The sequence below is a fragment of the Pseudomonas sp. Pseusp15 genome (assembly GCF_059492165.1).
This window is the reverse complement of the sequence record NZ_CP168523.1, coordinates 1437681-1459132: the sequence shown is the minus strand read 5'-3', so window position 1 is coordinate 1459132 and position 21452 is coordinate 1437681. Positions and strand designations below refer to the sequence as shown.

At 59.8% G+C, this 21452-nt stretch carries 17 protein-coding genes; 14 read left to right on the top strand and 3 right to left on the bottom strand.

Translation table 11 applies throughout. The annotated features are described in order from the left end of the window. The first annotated feature begins 36 nt into the window (after positions 1–36). The 4 genes from ACEN8R_RS06620 to ACEN8R_RS06605 all read left to right on the top strand — a co-directional run bounded on the left by ACEN8R_RS06620 (position 37) and on the right by ACEN8R_RS06605 (position 7875). Positions 37–2250, top strand: coding sequence for a hypothetical protein (locus tag ACEN8R_RS06620; protein ID WP_495624672.1), 2214 nt, complete (start codon positions 37–39; stop codon positions 2248–2250). A gap of 12 nt (positions 2251–2262) precedes the next feature. Further along, positions 2263–4377, top strand: coding sequence for a glycosyl transferase family protein (locus ACEN8R_RS06615; protein WP_064618693.1), 2115 nt, complete (start codon positions 2263–2265; stop codon positions 4375–4377). Beyond that, positions 4374–6920, top strand: a complete 2547-nt coding sequence (locus ACEN8R_RS06610; RefSeq protein ID WP_495624671.1) for an NfrA family protein — start codon at positions 4374–4376, stop codon at positions 6918–6920. Before ACEN8R_RS06615 ends, ACEN8R_RS06610 begins: the two co-directional genes overlap by 4 nt. 172 nt (positions 6921–7092) lie before the next feature. Continuing rightward, positions 7093–7875: an alpha-amylase family protein gene (locus tag ACEN8R_RS06605; protein WP_225602777.1), complete on the top strand. Its 783-nt coding sequence runs from the start codon at positions 7093–7095 to the stop codon at positions 7873–7875. 111 nt (positions 7876–7986) lie between these two features. Here the strand turns inward: ACEN8R_RS06605 and ACEN8R_RS06600 are convergent, their stop codons facing one another. Continuing rightward, a complete protein-coding gene (locus ACEN8R_RS06600; RefSeq protein ID WP_018925608.1) occupies positions 7987–8460 on the bottom strand; it encodes a hypothetical protein in 474 nt (157 codons plus the stop codon). 425 nt (positions 8461–8885) lie between these two features. Between ACEN8R_RS06600 and ACEN8R_RS06595 the strand changes: the two genes are divergently transcribed. The 6 genes from ACEN8R_RS06595 (at position 8886) to ACEN8R_RS06570 (ending at position 15862) form a co-directional block, all read left to right on the top strand. Continuing rightward, entirely contained in the window at positions 8886–9509 is a 624-nt protein-coding gene (locus tag ACEN8R_RS06595; protein WP_495624670.1) for an eCIS core domain-containing protein, read from the top strand. Between the two features lie 208 nt (positions 9510–9717). Continuing rightward, positions 9718–11757, top strand: a complete 2040-nt coding sequence (locus ACEN8R_RS06590; protein ID WP_495624669.1) for a bifunctional DedA family/phosphatase PAP2 family protein — start codon at positions 9718–9720, stop codon at positions 11755–11757. A gap of 102 nt (positions 11758–11859) precedes the next feature. Beyond that, on the top strand, positions 11860–12804 hold the full coding sequence (locus ACEN8R_RS06585; protein ID WP_495624668.1) for a chromate resistance protein ChrB domain-containing protein: 945 nt from the start codon (positions 11860–11862) through the stop codon (positions 12802–12804). After that, the gene (chrA, locus tag ACEN8R_RS06580; protein ID WP_258612340.1) at positions 12797–14155 is read left to right on the top strand and encodes a chromate efflux transporter; all 1359 of its coding nucleotides are present in this window, start codon (positions 12797–12799) and stop codon (positions 14153–14155) included. Before ACEN8R_RS06585 ends, chrA begins: the two co-directional genes overlap by 8 nt. Before the next feature lie 82 nt (positions 14156–14237). Continuing rightward, positions 14238–14690, top strand: coding sequence for a chromate resistance protein ChrB domain-containing protein (locus ACEN8R_RS06575; RefSeq protein WP_086944954.1), 453 nt, complete (start codon positions 14238–14240; stop codon positions 14688–14690). A gap of 131 nt (positions 14691–14821) precedes the next feature. Next, the gene (locus ACEN8R_RS06570; protein WP_258612342.1) at positions 14822–15862 is read left to right on the top strand and encodes a YncE family protein; all 1041 of its coding nucleotides are present in this window, start codon (positions 14822–14824) and stop codon (positions 15860–15862) included. 49 nt (positions 15863–15911) lie between these two features. On the opposite strand, the gene ACEN8R_RS06565 is transcribed toward ACEN8R_RS06570, so the two are convergent. Continuing rightward, complete coding sequence (locus tag ACEN8R_RS06565; RefSeq protein ID WP_064618713.1) at positions 15912–16256, bottom strand: cupin domain-containing protein; 345 nt, start codon at positions 16254–16256, stop codon at positions 15912–15914. A 243-nt stretch (positions 16257–16499) separates the two neighbouring features. Here ACEN8R_RS06565 and ACEN8R_RS06560 point away from each other — a divergent pair, with 243 nt between their 5' ends. From ACEN8R_RS06560 to ACEN8R_RS06550, 3 genes are all read left to right on the top strand, one after another. Beyond that, the gene (locus ACEN8R_RS06560; protein ID WP_018925600.1) at positions 16500–16790 is read left to right on the top strand and encodes a hypothetical protein; all 291 of its coding nucleotides are present in this window, start codon (positions 16500–16502) and stop codon (positions 16788–16790) included. A gap of 132 nt (positions 16791–16922) precedes the next feature. After that, a complete protein-coding gene (locus ACEN8R_RS06555; RefSeq protein WP_007937009.1) occupies positions 16923–17324 on the top strand; it encodes a hypothetical protein in 402 nt (133 codons plus the stop codon). Between the two features lie 212 nt (positions 17325–17536). Beyond that, on the top strand, positions 17537–17818 hold the full coding sequence (locus ACEN8R_RS06550; RefSeq protein ID WP_018925598.1) for a DUF3303 domain-containing protein: 282 nt from the start codon (positions 17537–17539) through the stop codon (positions 17816–17818). A 107-nt stretch (positions 17819–17925) separates the two neighbouring features. Here the strand turns inward: ACEN8R_RS06550 and ligD are convergent, their stop codons facing one another. Beyond that, positions 17926–20463, bottom strand: coding sequence for a DNA ligase D (gene ligD, locus ACEN8R_RS06545; protein WP_495624667.1), 2538 nt, complete (start codon positions 20461–20463; stop codon positions 17926–17928). A 433-nt stretch (positions 20464–20896) separates the two neighbouring features. Here ligD and ACEN8R_RS06540 point away from each other — a divergent pair, with 433 nt between their 5' ends. Next, complete coding sequence (locus tag ACEN8R_RS06540; RefSeq protein WP_007900657.1) at positions 20897–21412, top strand: Hcp family type VI secretion system effector; 516 nt, start codon at positions 20897–20899, stop codon at positions 21410–21412. The last annotated feature ends 40 nt before the right edge of the window (positions 21413–21452 follow it).

The following is a 21452-nucleotide window of genomic DNA, read 5'->3' as shown; positions in this document are numbered from 1 at the left end:
ACCGCTCCTCCCCTTATCAGCTCGAGATCTACCTGAATGAAGTCTTCCGTTGCCATCCATACGGGGGCGCTCAGCGCCCTTGCCTGTGGCGTGAGCCTGCTCGCGCTCATGCCGACCTTCGCCTTGGCCGCGGACAGCCCGCTCACCCAGGCGATCAACCGACTCAACGCCGACACTCGGCAGGAGCGTGAGATCCGCTTGAGCGATCTGGGGATCGACGCCCCCATCATCCTGGGTTCCACCGATGCCCGGCGCGAATTGTATTTACCCGTGCCGGCGGGCGTACCACTGACCGATGCCACGCTGAATTTCGACGCCAGCTACCTCAACGGCGAAGGCGGCCGCAACACCTTGCTGCTGTCGCTGGACGGTTATCCGGTGCGCGCCGAAGGGCTCAGCGAAGCTCAAGGTGACGCCAGCGCCACGCTGGGCGTGGACAAGACCGCGCGTGACAGCGGTTCGGTGCGCCTGGGTATTGCCTGGTCGTCGATCGTGTCCCGCGAGTTGTGCGAAGACGAACGCGCCATCGGCAACGTATTGCGTATCGAACCGGACACCCGCCTCAACTACAGCTACGACGCCAGCCAGTTACAGGACGTTGGTGCAGCCTGGACGGCACTGCCCGGCAAACCGGGGATCATGGTCGCGCCGGGCACCCTAACCGCCGAAAGCTACGACGCCGCCTGGCGTCTGGGCGTGGCACTGGAACGGATCGGCAAGCACAGCCACATCCTGCCCTATCCTGCCGTACAGGACAGCGTTGACCTGACCGGCCTGCGTATCCCGGCCGAGCTGCAAACTATTCCAGCGTTCGCCAGCCTCAGCGGCAAAGGCCCGCACGTCCTGGAGAACCCGGCGCAAATCGGCGCGCTGCTGATGTTGGGGCAAACCCCGAACGTCCAGGCGGATCTGGCCATCAACGACCCGCAACTGCTCAAGGCCGTCAATGAGTCTCTGGATGCGCTGCAAAGTCAGATTCAAGGTCTCGACGCCACCGCAGCCAGCGCCTTCGCGCAATGGCGTGTACGGCATATCAATGCAGGCCTGGCCGCCACCGGCACGGACAATGTGCGACTGGCATTGCTGGGGACACGCCCGGTGCTGACGATCGCGCCGCAAGCGACCGGCAAGGCCTTGGCCTTGTTCAGCTCGGCCTGGAACACACTGGCACGCAGCCGCCAATTGACCGTCAGCGAAGCACAGTTGCCATTGAGCGCCGACGGCCGTGTGGCCTTGTCGCGCCTGAGCGGCAAACCCGGCGCGATCGACGTGCTGGCCAAATCCGACTGGAGCACCTCGTTCCCTCAGGGCAGCGTGGCCTACGACGGACGTCTGCCGGTGAAGGCGGTGATCGATGTGTCCGCCGCACCCGGCGCCTCGGACACCGCGCCGGTGGCCTCGCTGTTTCTCAACGATTATCTGATTGGCGCACAACAGCTCGTGGCCAACGGAGAAAAGCAACGCATTGAAGCGCGGATCCCACGTTACGCCGTGGGCTCGACCAACGTGCTGCGTGTGTCGTTCCAGCGCCAGCCGGTCAGTGATCGCTGCCTCGAAACGCCACAAGCCTTCCCGGTCTCGGTGCTACCGACCAGCCATATCGTGTTGGAAAAGACTGCGCTGGATGATGACTTTTCCGGCATGGCTGCACGCTTTGCCGTGAACGCGCAGATCCTCGTGCCGCAGGCCTACCTCGAACACCCGGCAAGCAGTTTGCCGCAGGTGATTTCGGTGGCTGACGCCGCCGGTGTTTCGCCGCTGCGTGCGCAATTGAATATCAGCGCCGACCCGAAAGTCTCAGTCACGCCAGACAAAGCCTTCCTGGCCTTCGAGTTGCCGATCAAGGACAGTAAAGAGTCGGTGCAGGTCGACGAGCAGGGCCGCCTGCGTATCAATCACAAGGATCAGGTGTTGCTCGACGTGCATCCCCTCAACCACCTGGCTTCGTTGCAAGCCGTGGAAAGCGGCGGCCAGCACGGTCTGGTCTATCGCACACTGGGCACCGACGCCCCCCGATTCGCCAGGCAGGTTCTGCTGAGTCGCGGCGACGTCGCCATCCTCGGTGACAACGGTACGCTGACCACCTTCGACACCCAGGACCCCAGTGGCAGCCAATTGATCGACCACGAAGAACCCAAGGGGCTGGACGCCTGGCGCACACCGTCGCTGTTGTGGCTGATTCCCGGTGGCATCCTGTTGGTCCTCATCCTGTTGCTGGCCGGCCGTAACGCCCGTCGCAATCGCCAGTAACGGTAACCCTCGATGACGTCGCTTTATTGGCCCTATTGGCTGGCCCACTACTACAGCTTCCTGGAGACCTCGACCATCGTGGTCGCGGTGCTGATTCTGATTTCCAGCCTGGACGATCTGTTCATTGACCTGTGGTACTGGTCTCGTCGCCTGTTCCGCAAATTTACCGTGGGTCGCAAGTACCGGCCGCTGACCGCCGAGCAACTGATGGCCCGGGATGAACAACCGCTGGCAATCATGGTTCCGGCCTGGCTGGAATACGACGTCATCGCGCCGATGATCGAGAACATGGTGTCGACTCTGGACTACCAGAACTATGTGGTCTTCGTCGGCACCTACATCAACGACCAACGCACCATCGATGAAGTGGAGCGCATGCGTCGGCGCTACAAGCAGCTGCATCGTGTGGAAGTCCCGCATGCCGGGCCGACCTGCAAGGCCGACTGTCTGAACTGGGTGATCCAGGCGATTTTCCTGCATGAGAAAACCCACGGCATGACCTTCGCCGGCGTCGTGCTGCACGACAGCGAAGACGTGCTGCACCCGCTGGAATTGCGCCTGTTCAACTACTTGCTGCCGCGCAAGGACATGATCCAGTTGCCCGTGGTTTCGCTGGAGCGCAACTGGTACGAATGGGTGGCCGGCACCTACATGGACGAATTCGCCGAATGGCATGGCAAGGATCTGGTGGTGCGAGAAAGCATGACCGATACCGTGCCATCTGCCGGGGTCGGCACCTGTTTTTCACATCGTGCCTTGCGAGTGTTGGCCGGGGAAACCCAGAACCAGCCATTCAACACCGACAGCCTCACCGAGGACTACGACGTCGGCGCACGCCTGGCCAAGGTCGGTATGAATGCGATCTTCGTGCGCTTCCCGGTGCAGTTTCGCGTGCTGCGCAAATCATGGTTTCGCAAGCCTTACGAATCGACCCTGAAGATGCCGTTGTGCGTGCGCGAATTCTTTCCCGACACCTTCCGCACCGCGTTCCGCCAGAAAGCCCGCTGGACATTGGGCATCGGGCTGCAAGGCTGGGAACAAATGGGCTGGAGCGGCTCGCTGGCCAACCGTTATCTACTGTTTCGCGACCGCAAAGGCGTAGTGACGGCGTTCGTCAGCATCATCGCCTACGTGATTCTGGTGCAGTTGCTGGGCCTGATTGTTTTGCGCCAGAGCGGACTGTGGGACGTGAGTTTCCCGACGCCGTTTGAAACCAACGGCTTTATCCAATACCTGCTGCTGGCCAACGGTATCGCGCTGGCCTGGCGCATCGCGCACCGCTGCTATTTCACCACCGTGCTGTACGGCTGGCAGCATGGTTTGCTGTCGATCCCGCGCATGGTGGTGGGCAACTTCGTCAACTTCATGGCCGCGTCACGGGCCTGGCGCATGTTCCTGGTTGGCAAGGCGCTGAACCGCAAACTGGTGTGGGACAAGACCATGCACGACTTCCCGTCCACCGACCTGGTCGCTGCCGCACCGCGCAAACTGGGCAGCGTGTTGCTGTCCTGGCAGGCGATCAACGAAACCGACCTGCAAAATGCTCTCGTCGAACAGAAAACCCGGCACATGCCATTGGGGCGGATTTTGCTCAGCAACGGCTGGCTGGACGACGAAACGCTCGCGGAAGCCATCGCCTTTCAGAACGACTTGCCGCGGGTGTTCGATGTGGCCGCCAAGGCGCGGGACTCGAACCAGACCCTGGACGACGAATTCGCCCTGCGCTGGCGCGTGGTGCCGCTTGGCTTGAATGCCGACGGCCGTGCGCAAGTCGCCGTGGCCAGCCCACTGCCGGCCGAAGGCCTGCAACAGGTCAGCGACGAACTGGGCAGCGAACCGGTGCAGCTGATTGCCCGGGAGAGCGAAATCGTCGCGCAATTGCGTCAACTGAACGTGCGCGAAGGCCAATCCGTGCCGGATGCCCGAGCGCCATTGCTGGGCGACCTGTTGATCGAAATGGGCCTGCTTGATCGCGATGTGTTCAGCCGCGCGATGTTGCAGTACCGCCCGCAGCATCACGGCCGCATTGGCGACTATCTGGTCGACAGCGGCGTGCTGCCTCGCGCCACCATCGAAAAAGCCGTGGCACGTCAGCACAGCCACTACCCTGCGGAGCTTCCTGCATGAATCGCCCCTTACTGACCCTCATGGCCACGGGGCTGAGCCTGATACCTGCGTTTGCTCATGCCCAGATGCTGCCATTGCCATTGACCGGTCCGGCCTATGTAACCGCCAACGAGGCGTACAGCGCTTACGAGCGCAAAGACTATGACCTGGCCATCGCCAAGGCTCGCGAAGCGCTACGTCAGCGCGCCGATATCCAGCGTTTGAACACGCTGATTGTGCTGGCTCAGCGCGACAAGGACCTGCGCGATCATCCCAGGCGCTACCCGCAATCACGTCAGGCTCCGGGCTTCGGCGCCGCTGCCCAGGCCTTCGCAGCCTATGACCGCGATGACTTCGGCGCTGCTGCCCAGGCCGCACGCAAGGCCATCGCTCAGGCGCCTAAACGCATGGACTATCGACTGCTGCTGATCGAGTCCCTGCAGCGCCAACCGCATCTGCAGGAAGCGGATCAAGCCACCACCCAGGCGCTTGCGGTGTTCCCGAAGGACGACGCGTTGCTGATGCGGCGCACAGCGATTCGTCGTCAACTGGCGGTGCCGCTGGCGGTTCAGGGCTATCGCGCCCTGCAGCAAGGCCATGTGCCGCTGGCTGTGGACCAGGCCAGAAAAGCCGTCGCCTGGGCCCCGGAAATCGGCGCCAACCAGCAACTGCTGATCAGCGCCCTGCTCGCCGCCCACGATTACCCTGGGGCCGAGCAAGCCGCGTCCGCTGCATTGGCACAGGATGACGGGGAAATCGCACCGTGGATTCTGCGCAGCTACGCCCTTGATCGGCAGGGTAAGACTCAAGCCGCTCAAACTGACCTGAAGCAGGCCCTCGCCATCGATGGCCTGCCGCAAGCGCAAGTCCGCAACATTCGCTTCTTCGCCGCCGACGCCGCACTGGCCCATGGCGAGCCTCAGCAAGCGCTCGATGATTTGCAGCCACTGGTCGACGATGAAGGTGGCGAAATAGCCCGCCGACGCAGCGCCGCACGAGTGGCGCTGCGGCAGAAAAACAATGGGGATCTGAACACTGCCGCTCACGTCCCTGCTCCAGCCCTGAACTGTCAGGAAACGGCCTTCGGCCTGGTGTGTGATATCTGGCCTGGCAACCAACGCGACGACGGAACCGACCTCGCCGCCCAGGCCTACGCGGCCCTGGCCCGCAAGGACTTCGAAACGGCGGTTGCCCAGGCGAACCAAGCCGTCGGCCGCGCGCCGCACAACCCGGCGTATCGACGCCTGTTGGTCGGAGCCCTGACCGACCTGAAGCATGTGCCCGAAGCCATCGCGGCGGCCAGCGATGGTCTCAAGGCCAATGGCGATGACGCCCGGCTGCTGAGCCAGCGCGGCTTCTTGCGTCAACAATCGGGGGACGATACCGGGGCACGCCAGGATTTTACCCAGGCCTTGGCCCTGGGCAGCTTGCCGGCTTACGAAGAGGCCAGTCTGTATGCCGCCATCGGCCAGAGAAGAACTGCGCGCGAACGGCTGCAACAGGCGCGGGACACCGGCGAACTGGAAGCGATGAGCGACCTGCAGATCGCCTACTTGTCGGTCCAGGCCGGCGACGATGACCGCGCCCGTGAATCGTTTCGCAAGGCCGATGCTGGCAGCCGGCTCTCACCGACGGCAACGCAGGATGCCGCCTACAACGCCATGCGGGTCAATGACGATGAGCAAGCCGTCACCTATTTCAAGCGAGTCATCGACGCAAAAAATGCCGGTGAACTCGACATGTCCCCGCAGCAGCTCTTCGACACCCGTCGCGCGGTGGCCGATGTGTCGCGTACCTGGGGCTTGATCAGCACTACCAGTTATCGCGGCAACAGTTCCAGCAGCGGTCTGAGTTCAGCGCCGAGCAGCGGCAGTAACAGCAACGACAGCCTGCAAAACAGCACCGAACTGTCCTGGCGCCCGTTGGGCTATCGCAATGCACGCTTCGTCGAACTCTACGGTCGCGTCACCGACACGCTATGGAGCAAGAACAGCGATTCGGCTAGCGGTATCGATGCCCTGCAAGGCGCCGTTGGTGTGCGGGTCAAACCGTTCACGGCGTTGAACGTGATGGCCGCCGTTGAGCGCACGTTCCCCTTGGGGTCGTCAGACGTCAACGGTGACTGGCTGGTGCGCCTGGGCTATAGCTCAAGTATCGGGACCGATTTGCGGGTCGATACCTCCAGTTGGTGGACCTCGCAGTTGTTCGCTGAAGGCGGTCATTACATCAATGACTCGCGTGACTATTTCAACAGCGAATGGCAGGTCGGCCGCAGTTACGCCATCGGCGGCGCAGGTTCACACTGGGTGAGCTTCCCCCATGTCGTGGCCGCATTCGACTATGACTCAAAGATGAACAGCGAGACCGATACCGACGGCAGCACGAGCTCATCATCCGGCAAGGCCGCAGGCATCGGCGTCGGCAACAACGTCCGTTACTGGTTCCGCGAAGATGCCTACAACGCCCCACGCTCCTATGTGGATTTTTCTCTGCAGTACCGCGTGAAGGTGCTGGGCGATGACCGCGCTCAAGGCGTGTTCGCTCGCCTGACGTATTCCTATTGAGGACTGGTATGAACGTTCGAGTTTATTTGTGCCTGGGGTTTAACCTGCCCTCGACGTGGGCATATCCCCCGCCCCTGAAAAAGGCAGCCCTGTGAAAATCTTTGGCTATACCGCCAGTCGCGCGACCGTTGTCGCCCTGTTGCTTATCGCTACCCTCGGCGCAGGTTCCAGCATGCTCTACGTGACACACACCAAGGCTCTTAAGCCGGGGATTGTCGGCATCGTCTGGCAGCCGGACAACAAGACCGTCGGCATCAACGGCCACTGGGAAAAACTCGGCGCCCATGAGCTGCTGGTGCAATGGACCGTCGTCGACGATCAGGCATTCGTTCCCGGTACCGGCCTGCCCACCGTGCCGGTGTTGCCTGACTGGCCCCGTATCGCCAAGGCGCCCTGGGCGCAGGATGTCATTCTCGGGCTCGCCGGTTACTTCAGCGAGAACCGCTCACGGGACAACATCGAGCAACTGGCCGCTGTCTCGGAACGCATCGCCAAATTGCCTACGCCGCTACACGTCACCGGCTGGTATTTCCCGGCCGAAGTCGACCCCAGCTGGACCCGCGCCAAAGAACTGCCCGCCCTGCTGGCCAAGCTGCCGCGACCGTTATGGATCAGTGTTTACGACGGCGCCAACATCGGCCCCGCCGCCACCGCCGATTGGCTCAAGCAATGGCTGCCGGATGACATCGGCGTGTTCTTCCAGGATGGCGTCGGCGTCTACGCCCGCACCGCACCGGTGGCCCGAACCTACGCCGACGCCATGCGCCAGCGTCTGGGCAAGGACCGTGTGCGAATCATCGTCGAAGCCTTTCGCCCCAACTTCGGCGGCGGATTCCGCTCCGCGACCGCGGCCGAACTCAAACCGCAACTCGCGGCCTATGACGGTTATCCGCTCTACCTGTTCGACGGACCGCACTACGTGACGCCTGAGTTGCTGGAGCAACTGGTGCGGTGAATCGCAAAGCAGCCATTTATAACGTCGTGGCTAACCGACGCCTAAAAGATATGAAGCCGACTGAAGCCCCCCCGGTTGAGCCGCAGCGAAGCAGGTAGTTTGGAATCGTAATCAAGTAGGTGCCGAATTAGTCCCTGCATTCGGGATCGCCGACTCCCGAGATCGAACCGCATACAATGCCGTAAAGATATCGCGGATATATTTCGGGCGTTCGGAGGCGGGAATTACCGGAAGAAAATCCAGCATGTCGATAATTGATTCATAGGCAAAACGCATTTCACGGTGATAACGCCAACGGGCACCGAATCCGAGGGCTCGCTCCATTGCGACGAACAACCCGGCGAGCGCAGAACACAAAGGTGCCACCCAAGTAAAGTTTGTAGCGGGTAACAGCGTCGCCAGTGTCGTCAACAGCAACACCAGGATAGTGCCGCCGTTAAACATGATCGGATCGGCCAAGACATCATGCAACTTGGCCGCGTCTGTCAATCGCACCTTCAACTGTTGAATCATTTCCGGGGGCAAGTCCGTTACACCGCTTACATCGGGCGCGACGGGCGCTTCAAAATTGGCGTCATCTGGCATACGAAACTCTCCTGAAGGAAGAGATCAATCCGCCCAACGGCAAACTTCTAGGCATGAGGAATACCACTGACGAGCGAGTATAGATCATGGCATGCCGAATGCGGCTGAGTGAGTCTCCATCGGCTCCGGATCCTCTCATGCTGATTGTCTGCGCCAAGTGCCGGGTGACGTGCCGAACTGGCGTTTGAATGCGCCGGCTCAGAGTCGGGTAACGCCGCCCGTAGCAGGATATCGTCAAGTGGCCGATCCAAGCGATGTGGCGCGTGCGGTGCTTGCAGCCAGCACTTGGTCGGTGCTGGCCTGAAAAAGCTGTGGGCTCTGAAGGCAACAAACGGTGGCCGCAACGGTCCAACGCGCGGTTGAACACCAGGTGCGAGCTACCAGAAGCATCACCTGCCGACTGCCACTACCTCTGGGAGAACCAATTGTCAGCTGTCTTTTTGCGTCAAGTTTTCCGGTTATCGGTACTGCTCTTTTCCGTTGGCACTTCGTTTTCTGCTTACGCCTGCCCAAAAGGGCAGTACGAAGTCTGCGTGGTCACTTGTTTTTGTGCTCCGGGCTCCAAAGAGGAGACCGGGTCGATTTTTGAGAACATGAGCCAAATAGCTTCCACTGGATTACAGAGTTGGATCGTGCAATCGCGCGACACCGCGGCAACTGGTGATATTCGGACAATCCCGCTGAATATCCGGGCCCAACTCGAACCCTACTATGACATTCAAGTGCTTGATTCGGCCCGCTACAAGGTAGGCGATGATGAGGAGCTGAACGCCGCAAACACCATGTTGCAGAATCCCGATGTCACTGCGGTCACCCTGATAGACATCATCGTCTTTCGCAATCCCGATGATGCACTTAACAATGTCGCGCTGTGGGCCCATGAATTGAAGCACGTGCAGCAGTACCAGCAATGGGGAGTTCGGGAGTTTTCCACTCGCTATACCCGTGATTACACAGCCGTCGAGGCGCCTGCTTACGAGATTCAAGCCAAGGTAGCCAGAGCGCTAAGGGCCAGCGTGGCCCAGTCAGAACCTCCTCGACATCCTTGAGTTCAAAGGGCCAGGCAATCCTGCCGTCTGCTGCTCTCCATCACAGACCCCGAGAGTCTCGACGCTGGACCAAAAACAGCCGGTGGGCGAAGCGATAGTTAATGAGTAGCTATGCTTAGTCTGTTGTGCAAACTGATTGTGCAGACGGGAATTGCAGACACCCGTGTCGATCGCCGCCCCACTGGTCCTCCATAGGCAGCCGCGAAATATGACGTCCTTGGTCTCATCGATCATCGAGTTACTCACGGCGCACCCGCATATCGTGTATCTGGCCGTGTTTCTCTTGGCACTTTCCGAGTCAATCCCGATCATCGGTGTCGTCGTTCCCGGCACCGCCGTGATTCTTGCGCTCAGCACCCTGGTGCCGAGCGGCGTGTTATTGCTCTGGCCGTTGCTGATCGCCGCCACGTCAGGCGCCATTGCGGGGGATGGTCTTTCGTTCTGGCTCGGGCACCGATACCGCCGCGAGATTCTTGGCCTCTGGCCACTGAACCGGCATCCTGAGCTGATTCAGCGCAGCGAAGCCTTTTTCAACCGTCATCGCGATAAAAGTATCTTTTTCGCGCGCTTCACACCGGGCGTCCGCGCCTTCGTTCCGCTCCTCGCCGGCACGCTGGGAATGGCGGTCAGTCGGTTCTATGCCGTCAATGTCGTGTCGGCGCTCGCCTGGGCTCCGTCGCATATCCTGCCCGGTGTGCTCGTCGGCGCGACGTTCAGCATTCTCGGTGCAGCTGCAAAGCCGCTCGCGATCTTGCTGACCGTTCTAGTCGCGGTGGGCTGGGTGGTCCTGCATATCGTGCGCTGGGCGCTGCATCGCGGCATCCCCTACTTCATCGTCGCAGTGCAGCGGTTGCGGGGCTGGACCGGCGCCCACGACACCTGGCTGAGCCGCAGTCTCACTCACTTTCTCGATCCTTCACGGCCCGAAGCACGGGCTCTCGCACTGTCGACGGTCCTGCTCGTCGGTGCCGCGTGGCTTTTCTTCGGTGTCCTTGAGGACATCATCAACGGTGACCCGTTGCTGCTTGCAGATAGCGCGATATACCGCGCGCTCCAGGATCTTCGCACTGCACCGGGCGATGCGGTGATGATCGCCATCACGGAACTCGGCGACACCAAGGTCGTGCTGGCGGTCACGATTGTTGTCTTGCTGTGGCTCATGTGGAAACGCGCCTGGCGTACGGCTGCCTATTGGCTGATTGCGATTGCCGGCGCTTCGGGGCTCACCATAGTCATCAAGGTAGCGCTGTATCGAGCTCGCCCTGCGGAACCTCTCTATTCCGGGTGGAGTGCCTTTTCCTTCCCCAGCGGCCACAGCACGATCAATGTCGTGCTATACGGTTTTCTCGCCTTCCTTATCGCGCGTGATACCCGCCCGGCACGGCGCCTCGTGGTCGCTCCTGGCGCAGCCACCCTGATATTTCTGATTGCATTCTCGCACCTCTACCTCGGGGCACATTGGCTTTCCGACGTGCTCGGGGGGCTGGCATTCGGATCCGCTTGGCTGGCGCTACTCAGCCTCTTCTACCTGCGGCGGCAGGCCGAGCACATTGGCTCAGCGGGGCTGCTCGCCCTCGGATTTGTGACACTTCTGCTCGCCGGCGGCTTCAATATCTATCGTAACCATACGACGGACAGCAGTCGTTATGCCGTCAAGGTGGGAACGTTGACCTTAGCTGCCACCGATTGGTGGACGTCGGATTGGCAGCAACTGCCGGTGCGGCGTATCGACCTCACTGGCGAGACGAATGAGCCACTGACGTTTCAGTGGGCCGGTGGTCTGCCGGAGTTGCAAGATGTCCTGCAGCGCAACGGATGGCGCACCTCAGCGGCATGGACACTGTTGAATTCCCTGAACTGGTTTACCGTCCAGGCTGACCCTGCCGATCTTCCGGTCATCCCTCTTTTCGCCAGTGGTCGCCTTCCCAGTCTGACGCTCATTCGAACGTATAACGATGATGGATCCGCCGGTTCGCGCCTGGTGCTTCGATTGTGGATCGTCGATATCGAGCTCACAAACGGGCGAACTATGCCGCTGTGGATTGGCTCGGTTGTCGAGGAGCGTTTCTATCATCCCCTGGCCCTCGTCACGCTAACGTCAACACAACCCGATGCGAATACACCGCGCAGAATGCTAGCGGCCGTTCTGGACGATGGGCGGCTCGTTTCCCGGACCGAAGGAATGGCGGATGCGTATTGGGATGGGCAGGTCCTGTTAGCTCGCACGGTGAAAAACAAAAATGAATGACCGTTCAGGGTCGTTTGCCGCCCTATTTCTGAAGGAGCGCTTCCCCATGGCCCGAATCAGGAATAAAGTAGCAAGACCTACATAAATCGTAGAAAACGCTACATGAAAAATTGGCTAGCTTTGATATTAGGTCTGCCGACTGCCAATGCCACCGAACGCATGCGTGCCTGGCGCGCACTAAAAGCCTCTGGAGCGGCGGTCTTACGCGATGGCGCCTACCTTTTACCGGATACCGCTGCCTGTCGAGAAGCGCTAACGTCTGTCGAGCGCGACATCCTGGCCATCAATGGCACCGCCTACGTCCTGCCTGTCGTTGATCCTGACGGTGAACGCTTTATTGAGCTGTTCGACCGTAGCGATGATTACAGCAAGCTAGGCGCCGAGATCGAAGCATGCCGGGCACAGCTCAATGCCGAGAATGCGCTGGTCACCACCAAGCAAATTCGCAAACTGCGTAAAGCCTACGATCAGCTGACCAGCATCGATTACTTTTCAGGCAAGCCGAAGCAGCAGGTCGACTTGGCGTTGCAGGAGCTTGAGACAGCGGTCAGCAGAGCGCTGTCTGCGGATGAGCCGCATAGCCACGACCAGCCAATCACGGCGCTGAGCCTTGGCGATTATCAATGTCGTGTCTGGGCAACGCGTAAACGCCCATGGGTCGACCGCCTGGCTTGCGCCTGGTTGATTCGGCGCTTCATTGATCCGCAGGCTCAGATCCTCTGGCTCAACACTCCACAGGACTGCCCGGCAGATGCCTTGGGTTTCGACTTCGATGACGCAACTTTCAGTCATGTCGGCAATCGCGTGACCTTTGAAACCCTGCAAGCCAGCTTTGAACTTCAAGAGCCGGGCCTAAGCCGCATCGCTGCACTGGTGCATTACCTCGATATCGGTGGCATTCAGCCGGTGGAGGCTGCCGGCATCGAACGGGTGCTGGCAGGGCTACGCGAAACCATTGCCCATGACGACCACTTGTTGGCTGCTGCCAGCGCCATCTTTGACGGCCTGCTCGCCGAGTTCGTGAAAGAGGAACATCCCAATGATTAAGGCTTCCCCATCAGTTGTTGAAGAGGATCTGTCGAGGCCTGAACCGATCAGTTTGCGTGAGGCGTTCTGGTTCTGGCTGAAGTTGGGATTCATTAGCTTTGGCGGGCCCGCAGGACAGATCTCGATCATGCACCAGGAGTTGGTAGAGCGGCGGCGTTGGATTTCCGAGCGGCGGTTTCTGCATGCCCTCAACTATTGCATGCTGTTGCCAGGGCCGGAGGCTCAGCAACTAGCAACCTATATCGGTTGGTTGATGCATCGAACCTGGGGTGGGGTGATCGCCGGGGGGCTGTTTGTGTTGCCCTCACTGTTCATCCTGATCGCGCTGTCCTGGATGTATATCGCCTTCGGCGAAGTCCCGGTGGTGGCCGGGCTTTTCTATGGCATCAAGCCCGCCGTGACGGCCATCGTCGTGCAGGCGGCCCATCGAATCGGCTCGCGCGCGCTGAAAAACAACTGGCTGTGGGCTATGGCGGCGGCGTCATTTACCGCGATCTTCGCATTCAATGTGCCGTTCCCGCTGATCGTGCTGGGAGCCGCGTTAATCGGTTATGCAGGAGGCCGCCTGGCGCCCGAGAAATTCAGGACCGGGGGCCATAGCGCCGCCAAAAAGTCCTTCGGCCCAGCATTGATCGATGACGACACCCCGTCCCCTGAGCATGCCCGGTTCAGCTGGTTGAAACTGGCGCTGCTGGCACTCATCGGCGCAGCGTTGTGGGCGTTGCCGATGGGGGTCTTGACCGTGCTCTTTGGCTGGGAAGGCACCTTGACTCAGATGGGCTGGTTCTTTACCAAAGCCGCATTGCTGACCTTTGGCGGCGCCTATGCGGTGCTTCCCTACGTCTACCAAGGCGCGGTCGGTCATTATGGCTGGCTGACACCGACACAAATGATCGACGGATTGGCGCTGGGGGAAACCACACCGGGGCCGCTGATCATGGTGGTGGCTTTCGTCGGCTTTGTCGGCGCCTATGTCTCGCAGGTGTTCGGCGCCGATCAGGTGTTTCTGGCCGGAGCCGTCGCGGCCACGCTGGTGACCTGGTTCACCTTCCTGCCTTCGTTCCTGTTCATCCTCGCAGGTGGCCCGCTGGTGGAGTCGACTCACAATGAACTCAAGTTCACCGCACCGCTTACCGGGATTACTGCCGCTGTGGTTGGGGTGATTCTCAATCTGGCGTGTTTCTTCGGCTATCACGTTCTTTGGCCCAAAGGGTTCAGCGGCAACCTGGACTGGCCTTCCGCGCTGATCGCGATTGCGGCGGCGATTGCCTTGTTCCGCTTCAAGCGCGGCGTGATTCAAGTATTGATGGCCTGCGCACTCGTTGGTTTGACTGTGCACTTACTGCGCTAGAGCGCGCAATGATCAACTATTTTCTGGCGGGCACCGGGCCTGCCAGATCACCCAGCCTACAGAGTTAGGCAGGAGGTGTTCCATGAGGTGGATTACCCGTGAACGACCCAAAATTGATCGCATTGCCTGTCCCTGGCTGATCACCCGTTTTATCGACCCTGAGGCCGAGTTCTTGTACGTGCCCAGCAGAGAGGTTTTGCAGATTGCCGCTGAGAAAGATGCAACGCCTTATGACATTCCGGGCGTTGAGCTTTCCCACGTAGGTGAGCTGTGCAGCTTTGATGCGTTCCTGAACAAGTACCACCTCAGTGATCCTGCCTTGCAGCAGTTGGCCAAAATCGTGCGCGGAGCAGATACCTCCCGCCTGGATCTGACACCGCAATCGGCTGGGCTCTATGCGATTTCGCTGGGACTATCGCATAGTTATGCCGATGACCACGAAATGCTGGCACATGGTTTGATCCTGTATGACGCCCTGTATGCCTGGTGCAAGGAATGTCAGGGCGAGTCGCATAATTGGCCTCCTCAGATGTGAGAGGCGTCTACACGGCGGTCCAGCCCGGAACTGGGCTCATGATCAGTGAAACACTGCATATTCTGATCTGCGCATTGCTGAGACTTGGGCGAGGCGGTTGAACCCGCCTTGTCCGAGCAGAAGAAGACCTCATGAACATACGAGACAATCGACGTTTCACTCTGCCAGTCTTCGCGATCCTGCTGACTGCGCTAGCCGTCATGGACTTCGCAAGCCTTCGCTACTGTCAGGCCGCCGACGAGTTGCCGGCTAACGACCTGCCACTGAAGCACGTCGCCGACATTCCATTGCCCGGTGGCGCCACTCGGCTCGACTACGAGAGCTACGATCCAGAGCGCAACCTGATGTTCATCGCTCATCTTGGTGACGGTGAAGTTATCGCCTTTGACATGCGCGAGTCCCGCGTTGTCGGGCGCATTGCGAACGTCTCGTCGGTACACGGCGTGCTCGTTATTCCTGAGTTGTCACGCGTCTACGCTTCGGCGACGGGTACGAACGAAATCGTTGCGATAGACGAAGCGACCCTGGCAATTGTCAGTCGCATACCGGGCGGCATCTATCCAGACGGCATGGCTTATGTGCCTGACCTTCACAAGCTTTACGTATCGAACGAAAACGGCGAGACCGAAACGGTGATCGACATGGACACGAACACTCGTGTTGCGACAATTCCACTGGGAGGTGAAGTCGGCAATACACAATATGACCCCATATCACGACACGTCTTCGTCAATATCCAGACTCGTCGGCAACTTATCGAAATCGATCCCGTGACCGACCACATCGTGGCGCGCATTGATCTGCCGGGGGCACGTGGCAACCATGGCCTGTTGATCAATCCGCGTGACCGGCTTGCCTTTATCGCGTGCGAAGGTAATGACAAGCTCCTCGTACTGGACATGCACACCATGCGGGTTATCCAGGCGTTCGATACCGGGGGAGCCCCCGATGTGCTTGCGTTCGACCCAGTGCTGAACACACTTTATGTCGCTGGAGAGGCTGGCATTGTGTCGATGTTCCACGTCAAGGGGGCAGTGGTCACGAAAATCGGCAATGGCAGCGTAGGCCCGCGTGCGCATGTCGTTGCCGTGGATGCCGCGACACACCGCTCGTATTTTCCGCTCAAGGATATCGACGGGCACCCGGTACTACGGATTATGGAGCCCCGTTAGCGGATTGAATCGACTCTAGTTCCGACCGTGCTGGATGTCGGACCTGAACTTACTCCTGCCTGACAATATCGACCGAGATCTCCACCGCAGCGATCGTGCCCCGGTTCTCAAGCCAGTGCGTGGTGTTCCTGTCCTCGGGCCAACCCACGCCCGGCCCATAGTCCGTGGCGACGCCATTTCGATGGTCGGTGATGGTTCCTTGCAGTATGTAGACGGTACCGGGTCTGTCTTTATGGTTGTGAACCGGCCCGAAGACGCCTCCAGGCTCGATGGTCACCATGCGCATTCTAAGTTGGCGCCCTGCCATGCCTTCGATCTCGGGGCCAAGGTCAACCGTTGCCAGTAACTTCACCGTAACACCTTGCGTTTCGGGTGCCGCCTGTTCGTTGCTCATCGTGCTCTCCTCTCTGTACATACAGGGCCTGACTAGAAGTAAAGCCCCTGAGAACCGACAGAGGTGTAAATCCGCCCAGCGACGGTCGCCCATCCGGTCAAATTTCGCCGATGGTCGTTACATTTCGCTTGTCACCGACGTTTGGCTAAGCTGAATAAATCGGGGGTGAACTGATACCGGAGTGATGGCGGCCATCAGCGGATCTGGATTGGCATCAAGACGGTACTCCCGAAGGAGACGACTATGTATGCAGTTATAAGAACCTACCTGGGTGCTGGCGCAAAGGAGCTTTTCGAGTTTCTGGAAAAGCGCAATGCCGATGTCGAAGCGGCCCTACGGACAGTGCCTGGCATCGAAAGCTACACACTGCTCAACACGGGTGATGGCGGCACGGCAGTGACGGTTTGCAAAGACAAGACCGGCACCGATGCAAGCTTGAAAGTGGCGCGCGACTGGATTCAGAAAAATGCTTCGCATATTCAAGTGAAACCGCCGATCGTGACGGAAGGTCCGGTGATTGTGCAGATAAAATAGATTCAACCGGTCGATGCAACACACTAGACACTGTGTAAACAGGCGGCGTGTTGCATCGACGGAAAACACCACTCTCAACGCCACAACAACCCCATGGGCAAACCCGATCATAGCGCTCTATGATTGAACCCCATGACGACCTCTCTTCCGATCCGCCAACCCTGCCCTCCCGGTGCTTGCATCTGCGAACGTGAGCAGCTGTTGGAAACTCCCGGCACGGACCTGCGCATCCTGAGCCTGACCCAGTCGGAAGAGAAACGCCTGATCGAACGCCTGGAAAACCTCCAGAGCCTGAGCGACCTGGAGCGTCTGCAACGGCGAATGTATGAGCAGTTGGGTCTGCGCGTGGAGATCGCTCCGGGCTTCAATGAAGTGCGCACCATGCGCGGTATCAATATCACCTTGGGCGAACTGCCGGGCCTGTGCCGCAAAACCCGTCAGTCGATCCCGGCGGCCATTCGCCGAGGGCTGGAGAAGCACCCGGAAGTTGCCTACGAGCTGCTCAATGCCAACGACTTGTTGCGTGATGCCTGATGGCTTGCACCGTTATCCCGATACGTTCATTAGAATGCCCTGAAACAGGATCAGCGGTCGTACACGCGACACGGTCCGCTGCTATGCCTTCTCATGGGAGAACAGGTTTCAGGCCAGCCAGGACGGAGCTGGAAACTCAGGCGTGACCGTGGCCCCGGCGCCAGCCAGGAACGCGAAGATCAAAGGTGCCAGTCCGTAGCAGGAGGTGGCAGATGTTATTCATGGTCCGTTGGTCCATCAGTCCGCAGCAACGTAACAGCGCGATCGAACGTTTTCTCAAGACCGGTGGCGCCCCACCCGCAGGCGTCAAAATGCTGGGGCGCTGGCATGCCGTCGGCGGCTCCAGCGGCGTGGGCATTGCCGAGGCCAGTGATCCAGTGGCGATTCAGAAGTGGGTGCTGGAATGGAGCGACCTCATGAACATGGAAGTCCACGCCGCATTGACCGATGAACAGGTGGCGCCGCTGCTCGCTGCCGCAGTGGGCAAGCAATAGTTGTCGAGGCGGCGGGTGCCCCTCGCCGCCCAATGCAAGCTTTTCGTAGGAGCCAGGCTTGCCGGCGAAGGCGCTCTTAAGGACGCCTTCGCCGGCAAGCCTGGCTCCTACATCCCGATCCGTCGCCGCATCTCGGCGGTAATCGTCTGCCGGGTTTTCTTCAGCTCGGCCCAGGGTTCATCGCCCACCTCGGCCAGGCGCTCATGCACGGTGTGCAGGTTCCATTGATTGGCGCCCTTGAGCTCAGCCACTTCTTCGCGAAAGATCGGTACCGACACTGGCAACCCTTCGCGGCTGCGCACGGCATAAGCGCAGATCGTGGTGGCGCCGAGACCGTTGCGCAGGTAATCGATGAAGATGCGCCCAACCCGGTTTTTCGGCCCCGACACTGCGGAAAATCGTTCCGGCAGCAGCTTGGCCATGTGACTGACAATCGCATGGCTGAAGTCCTTGACCTCGTCCCAACCGTGTTTGCGGGTCAGCGGTACGACCAGGTGAATCCCCTTGCCGCCGCTGGTCTTGAGAAACGCCTTGAGCCCCAGCTCATCCAGCACTGTGAGGATCAGCCGGGTCGCTTCGACCATGCTCCTCCAGGGCAACGCCGGATCCGGGTCGAGGTCGAGGACGAAGCGGTCGGGCTTGTGCAGATCGACCGACGTGGCGTTCCAGGTGTGCAGCTCCACGGTGCTCATCTGCACTGCGCCAATCAGGGCTTCGGCATTGTTGATGACCATCATCGGTTGGCCGGTCAGTGCCTTGTCCAGAGTGACAATGCCGGGTATGGCCAGATTCTCGGCGTTCTTCTGAAAGAACAGTTCGCCGGTGATGCCGTCCGGTGCGCGCACCAGCGCCACCGGCCGGTCCTTGAGTTGCGGCAGAATCCACTCGGCGACGCTGGCGTAATACTCCGCCAATTGCATCTTGGTGGTGCCGCTGCTGGCATCGATCACCCGATCCGGATGCGTGATGCGCACCTTGCCCTGCTCCAGGCCGACTTGTGACGGTGTCGCTTGGGAGGTTTTAGTTTTAGTGGTTGAGGTTTTCACGGTTGTCGGACGCTCCTCGGTGATGTCGGCGGTAGGCTTGTCCTCGCGCAGCCCATGGAACACGGCCTGGCGCACCGAGCCGTCCTTCGTCATCTCGGCGAAGGCCACTTCCGCCAGCAGAACGGGTTTGAGCCAATGCACACCCTTGGCTTCAACACCGGTGGGCGGGTTCACCACCGAGGGCTTTTTCGCCTGCAGCGGTTTCAGTTGTTCGTAAAGACGCTTGAGGCTCGCCTCGCTGAATCCGGTGCCGACCTTGCCCGCATAGCGCAATTCCCCGCTGTCACGGTCGTGCAGCCCCAGCAGCAACGCGCCAAAGGCACTGCGCGAGCCTTTGGGATCGGTGAAGCCGACCACGATGAATTCCTGCCGATGCTTGCACTTTAGTTTGATCCAGTCACTGCTGCGCCGGGACACGTAAGGCGAGCCCAGGCGTTTGCCAATCAACCCTTCCATGTGCATTTTGCAGACGCTGTCGAGTAACGCCTCCGGGGACTCGTTGAACGTGTCGGAGAACCGCAACAGAGGGTTTTCATTGGGCTTGAGCACAGTCGCCAGCGCCGCCCTGCGCGCTTCGACAGGAACTTCGCGCAGGTCCACGCCGTTGAGGTAAGGCAAATCGAACAGGTAGTAAACGATGCTGGCACTACGACCGGCATCGAAGGCGTTTTGCAGCGCCTGAAAATCCGGAACACCCTGCTCGTCCGCCACCACCATTTCGCCGTCGAGCCAGGCCGATTCCAAGCCTAACGCCGCCAGCGCTGCAGCCTGCTCCGGCAATTTGTGAGTCCAGTCGTGACCGTTGCGGGTGAAGAGTTTGACCTCATCGTGGTCGATGCGCGCCATGACCCGGTAGCCGTCGAACTTGATCTCATAGCTCCATTCGCCGTCCGGCGCGGACTCCACCAGTGTCGCCAATTCGGGTTTGAGCAGCTCCGGCAGTCTGGCTTTACGAGCGCCTGTCAGCTGTGATGAGCGCTCTCTGCGCGCCCTCGCCGCTGGCTTTTTTACGGGACTGGGTTTCGACTTGGCGACAATGGTGCGATCGCTGAGTACGCTGTCGGGCTCGGCGGCGACCACGTCGTAATCGCTTTCGGGCCTGGCCGCGCCGTCCTGATGCTTGATCAGAAACCATTGCTCCTGCTTGCCCGGCATGTGCGTGCGCACGAGGTTCCACAGGCCGCCGAGCTTCTCCCCTTGCAACTCGAATTTCAGCCGGCCCTTGGCGTACGCCTTGGCCGGGTCGTCCTGGGGAATCCATACCCCACGGTCCCAAACGATCACCTCGCCGGCGCCGTAATGCCCTTCGGGAATGGTGCCTTCGAACGTGGCGTAATCGAGCGGATGGTCTTCGACGTGGATTGCCAGGCGCTTGACCTTGGGGTCCAGCGACGGGCCTTTCGGCACGGCCCAACTTTTCAGCGCGCCATCGAGCTCCAGGCGAAAGTCATAGTGCAGGTGCGAGGCGTCATGTTTCTGAATGCAGAATTGCAGCGCATGATCCTTCACCGCTTTTTTGCCCGAACGCTTGGCGGCGGCCGGTTCCGGAGTCGCCACAAAGTCACGCATGCGGTTGTAATCGTCCAGGGTCTTGTTCATGGCTTACCGGGTGCTCGCTGGCGGACGTTGAATCGGCACGTCTCTACATCAGCAGAGCGACAGGTCCGGAAAAAAATTCCATCGCCACTGGAATTGCCCGGACAGACGGCTGGGTCTATCGGGATGATCGCTCATAGCCTTGATGCGCAACTTCTTGCGCAGTTATTCGTCCCAAATACACCTCAACATCGCTGAACGCCAGGTGGATCAAGCCCTCCAGCCGAGTGCGCAACTTCTTGCGCACCACTGCGCAATATTTTGCGCACTTTTTCAGGTGATCGCTGCCGAAAAACCTCTCAACGTTTTAAAAACAGCATCAACCACTTGATTTATATGGCAAAAAACATTTCTGGCACGCTCCTTGATAACAGTCAGGCACCCACCGGGCGATACCGCCTCCCGGGCACCCTAACTTTTAGCAAGGAGCACATCCATGGCTACACCAGCGTACATGTCCGTTACTGGCGAGAAACAAGGCCTGATCACCGCCGGCGCCTTCACCGCCGACTCCGTTGGCAACACCTACCAGGAAGGCCACGAAGACCAAGTCATGGTTCAGGCTTTCAGCCACGACGTGATCATCCCGCGTGACCCACAGTCCGGCCAACCGACCGGTCAGCGTGTACACAAGCCAGTCGTAATCACCAAGGTCTACGACAAGTCTTCGCCACTGCTGCAAGCGGCCCTGACCTCCGGCGAGCGCATGAGCGAAATCGTTATCCAGTGGTACCGCACTTCGGCTCAAGGTACCCAAGAGCACTACTACACCACCAAACTGGAAGACGCGATCATCGTCGCCATCAACAACAAAATGCACAACTGCCAGGATCCGTCGAACTCGCACTTCACGCACCTGGAAGAAGTGCAATTCACCTACCGCAAAATCACCTGGACCCACGAAGTATCCGGTACTTCGGGTTCCGATGACTGGCGTGTTCCAGTCGCTTAATCGCGGCTGACGGTTCCAAACATCGGCCAGCTCTGCTGGT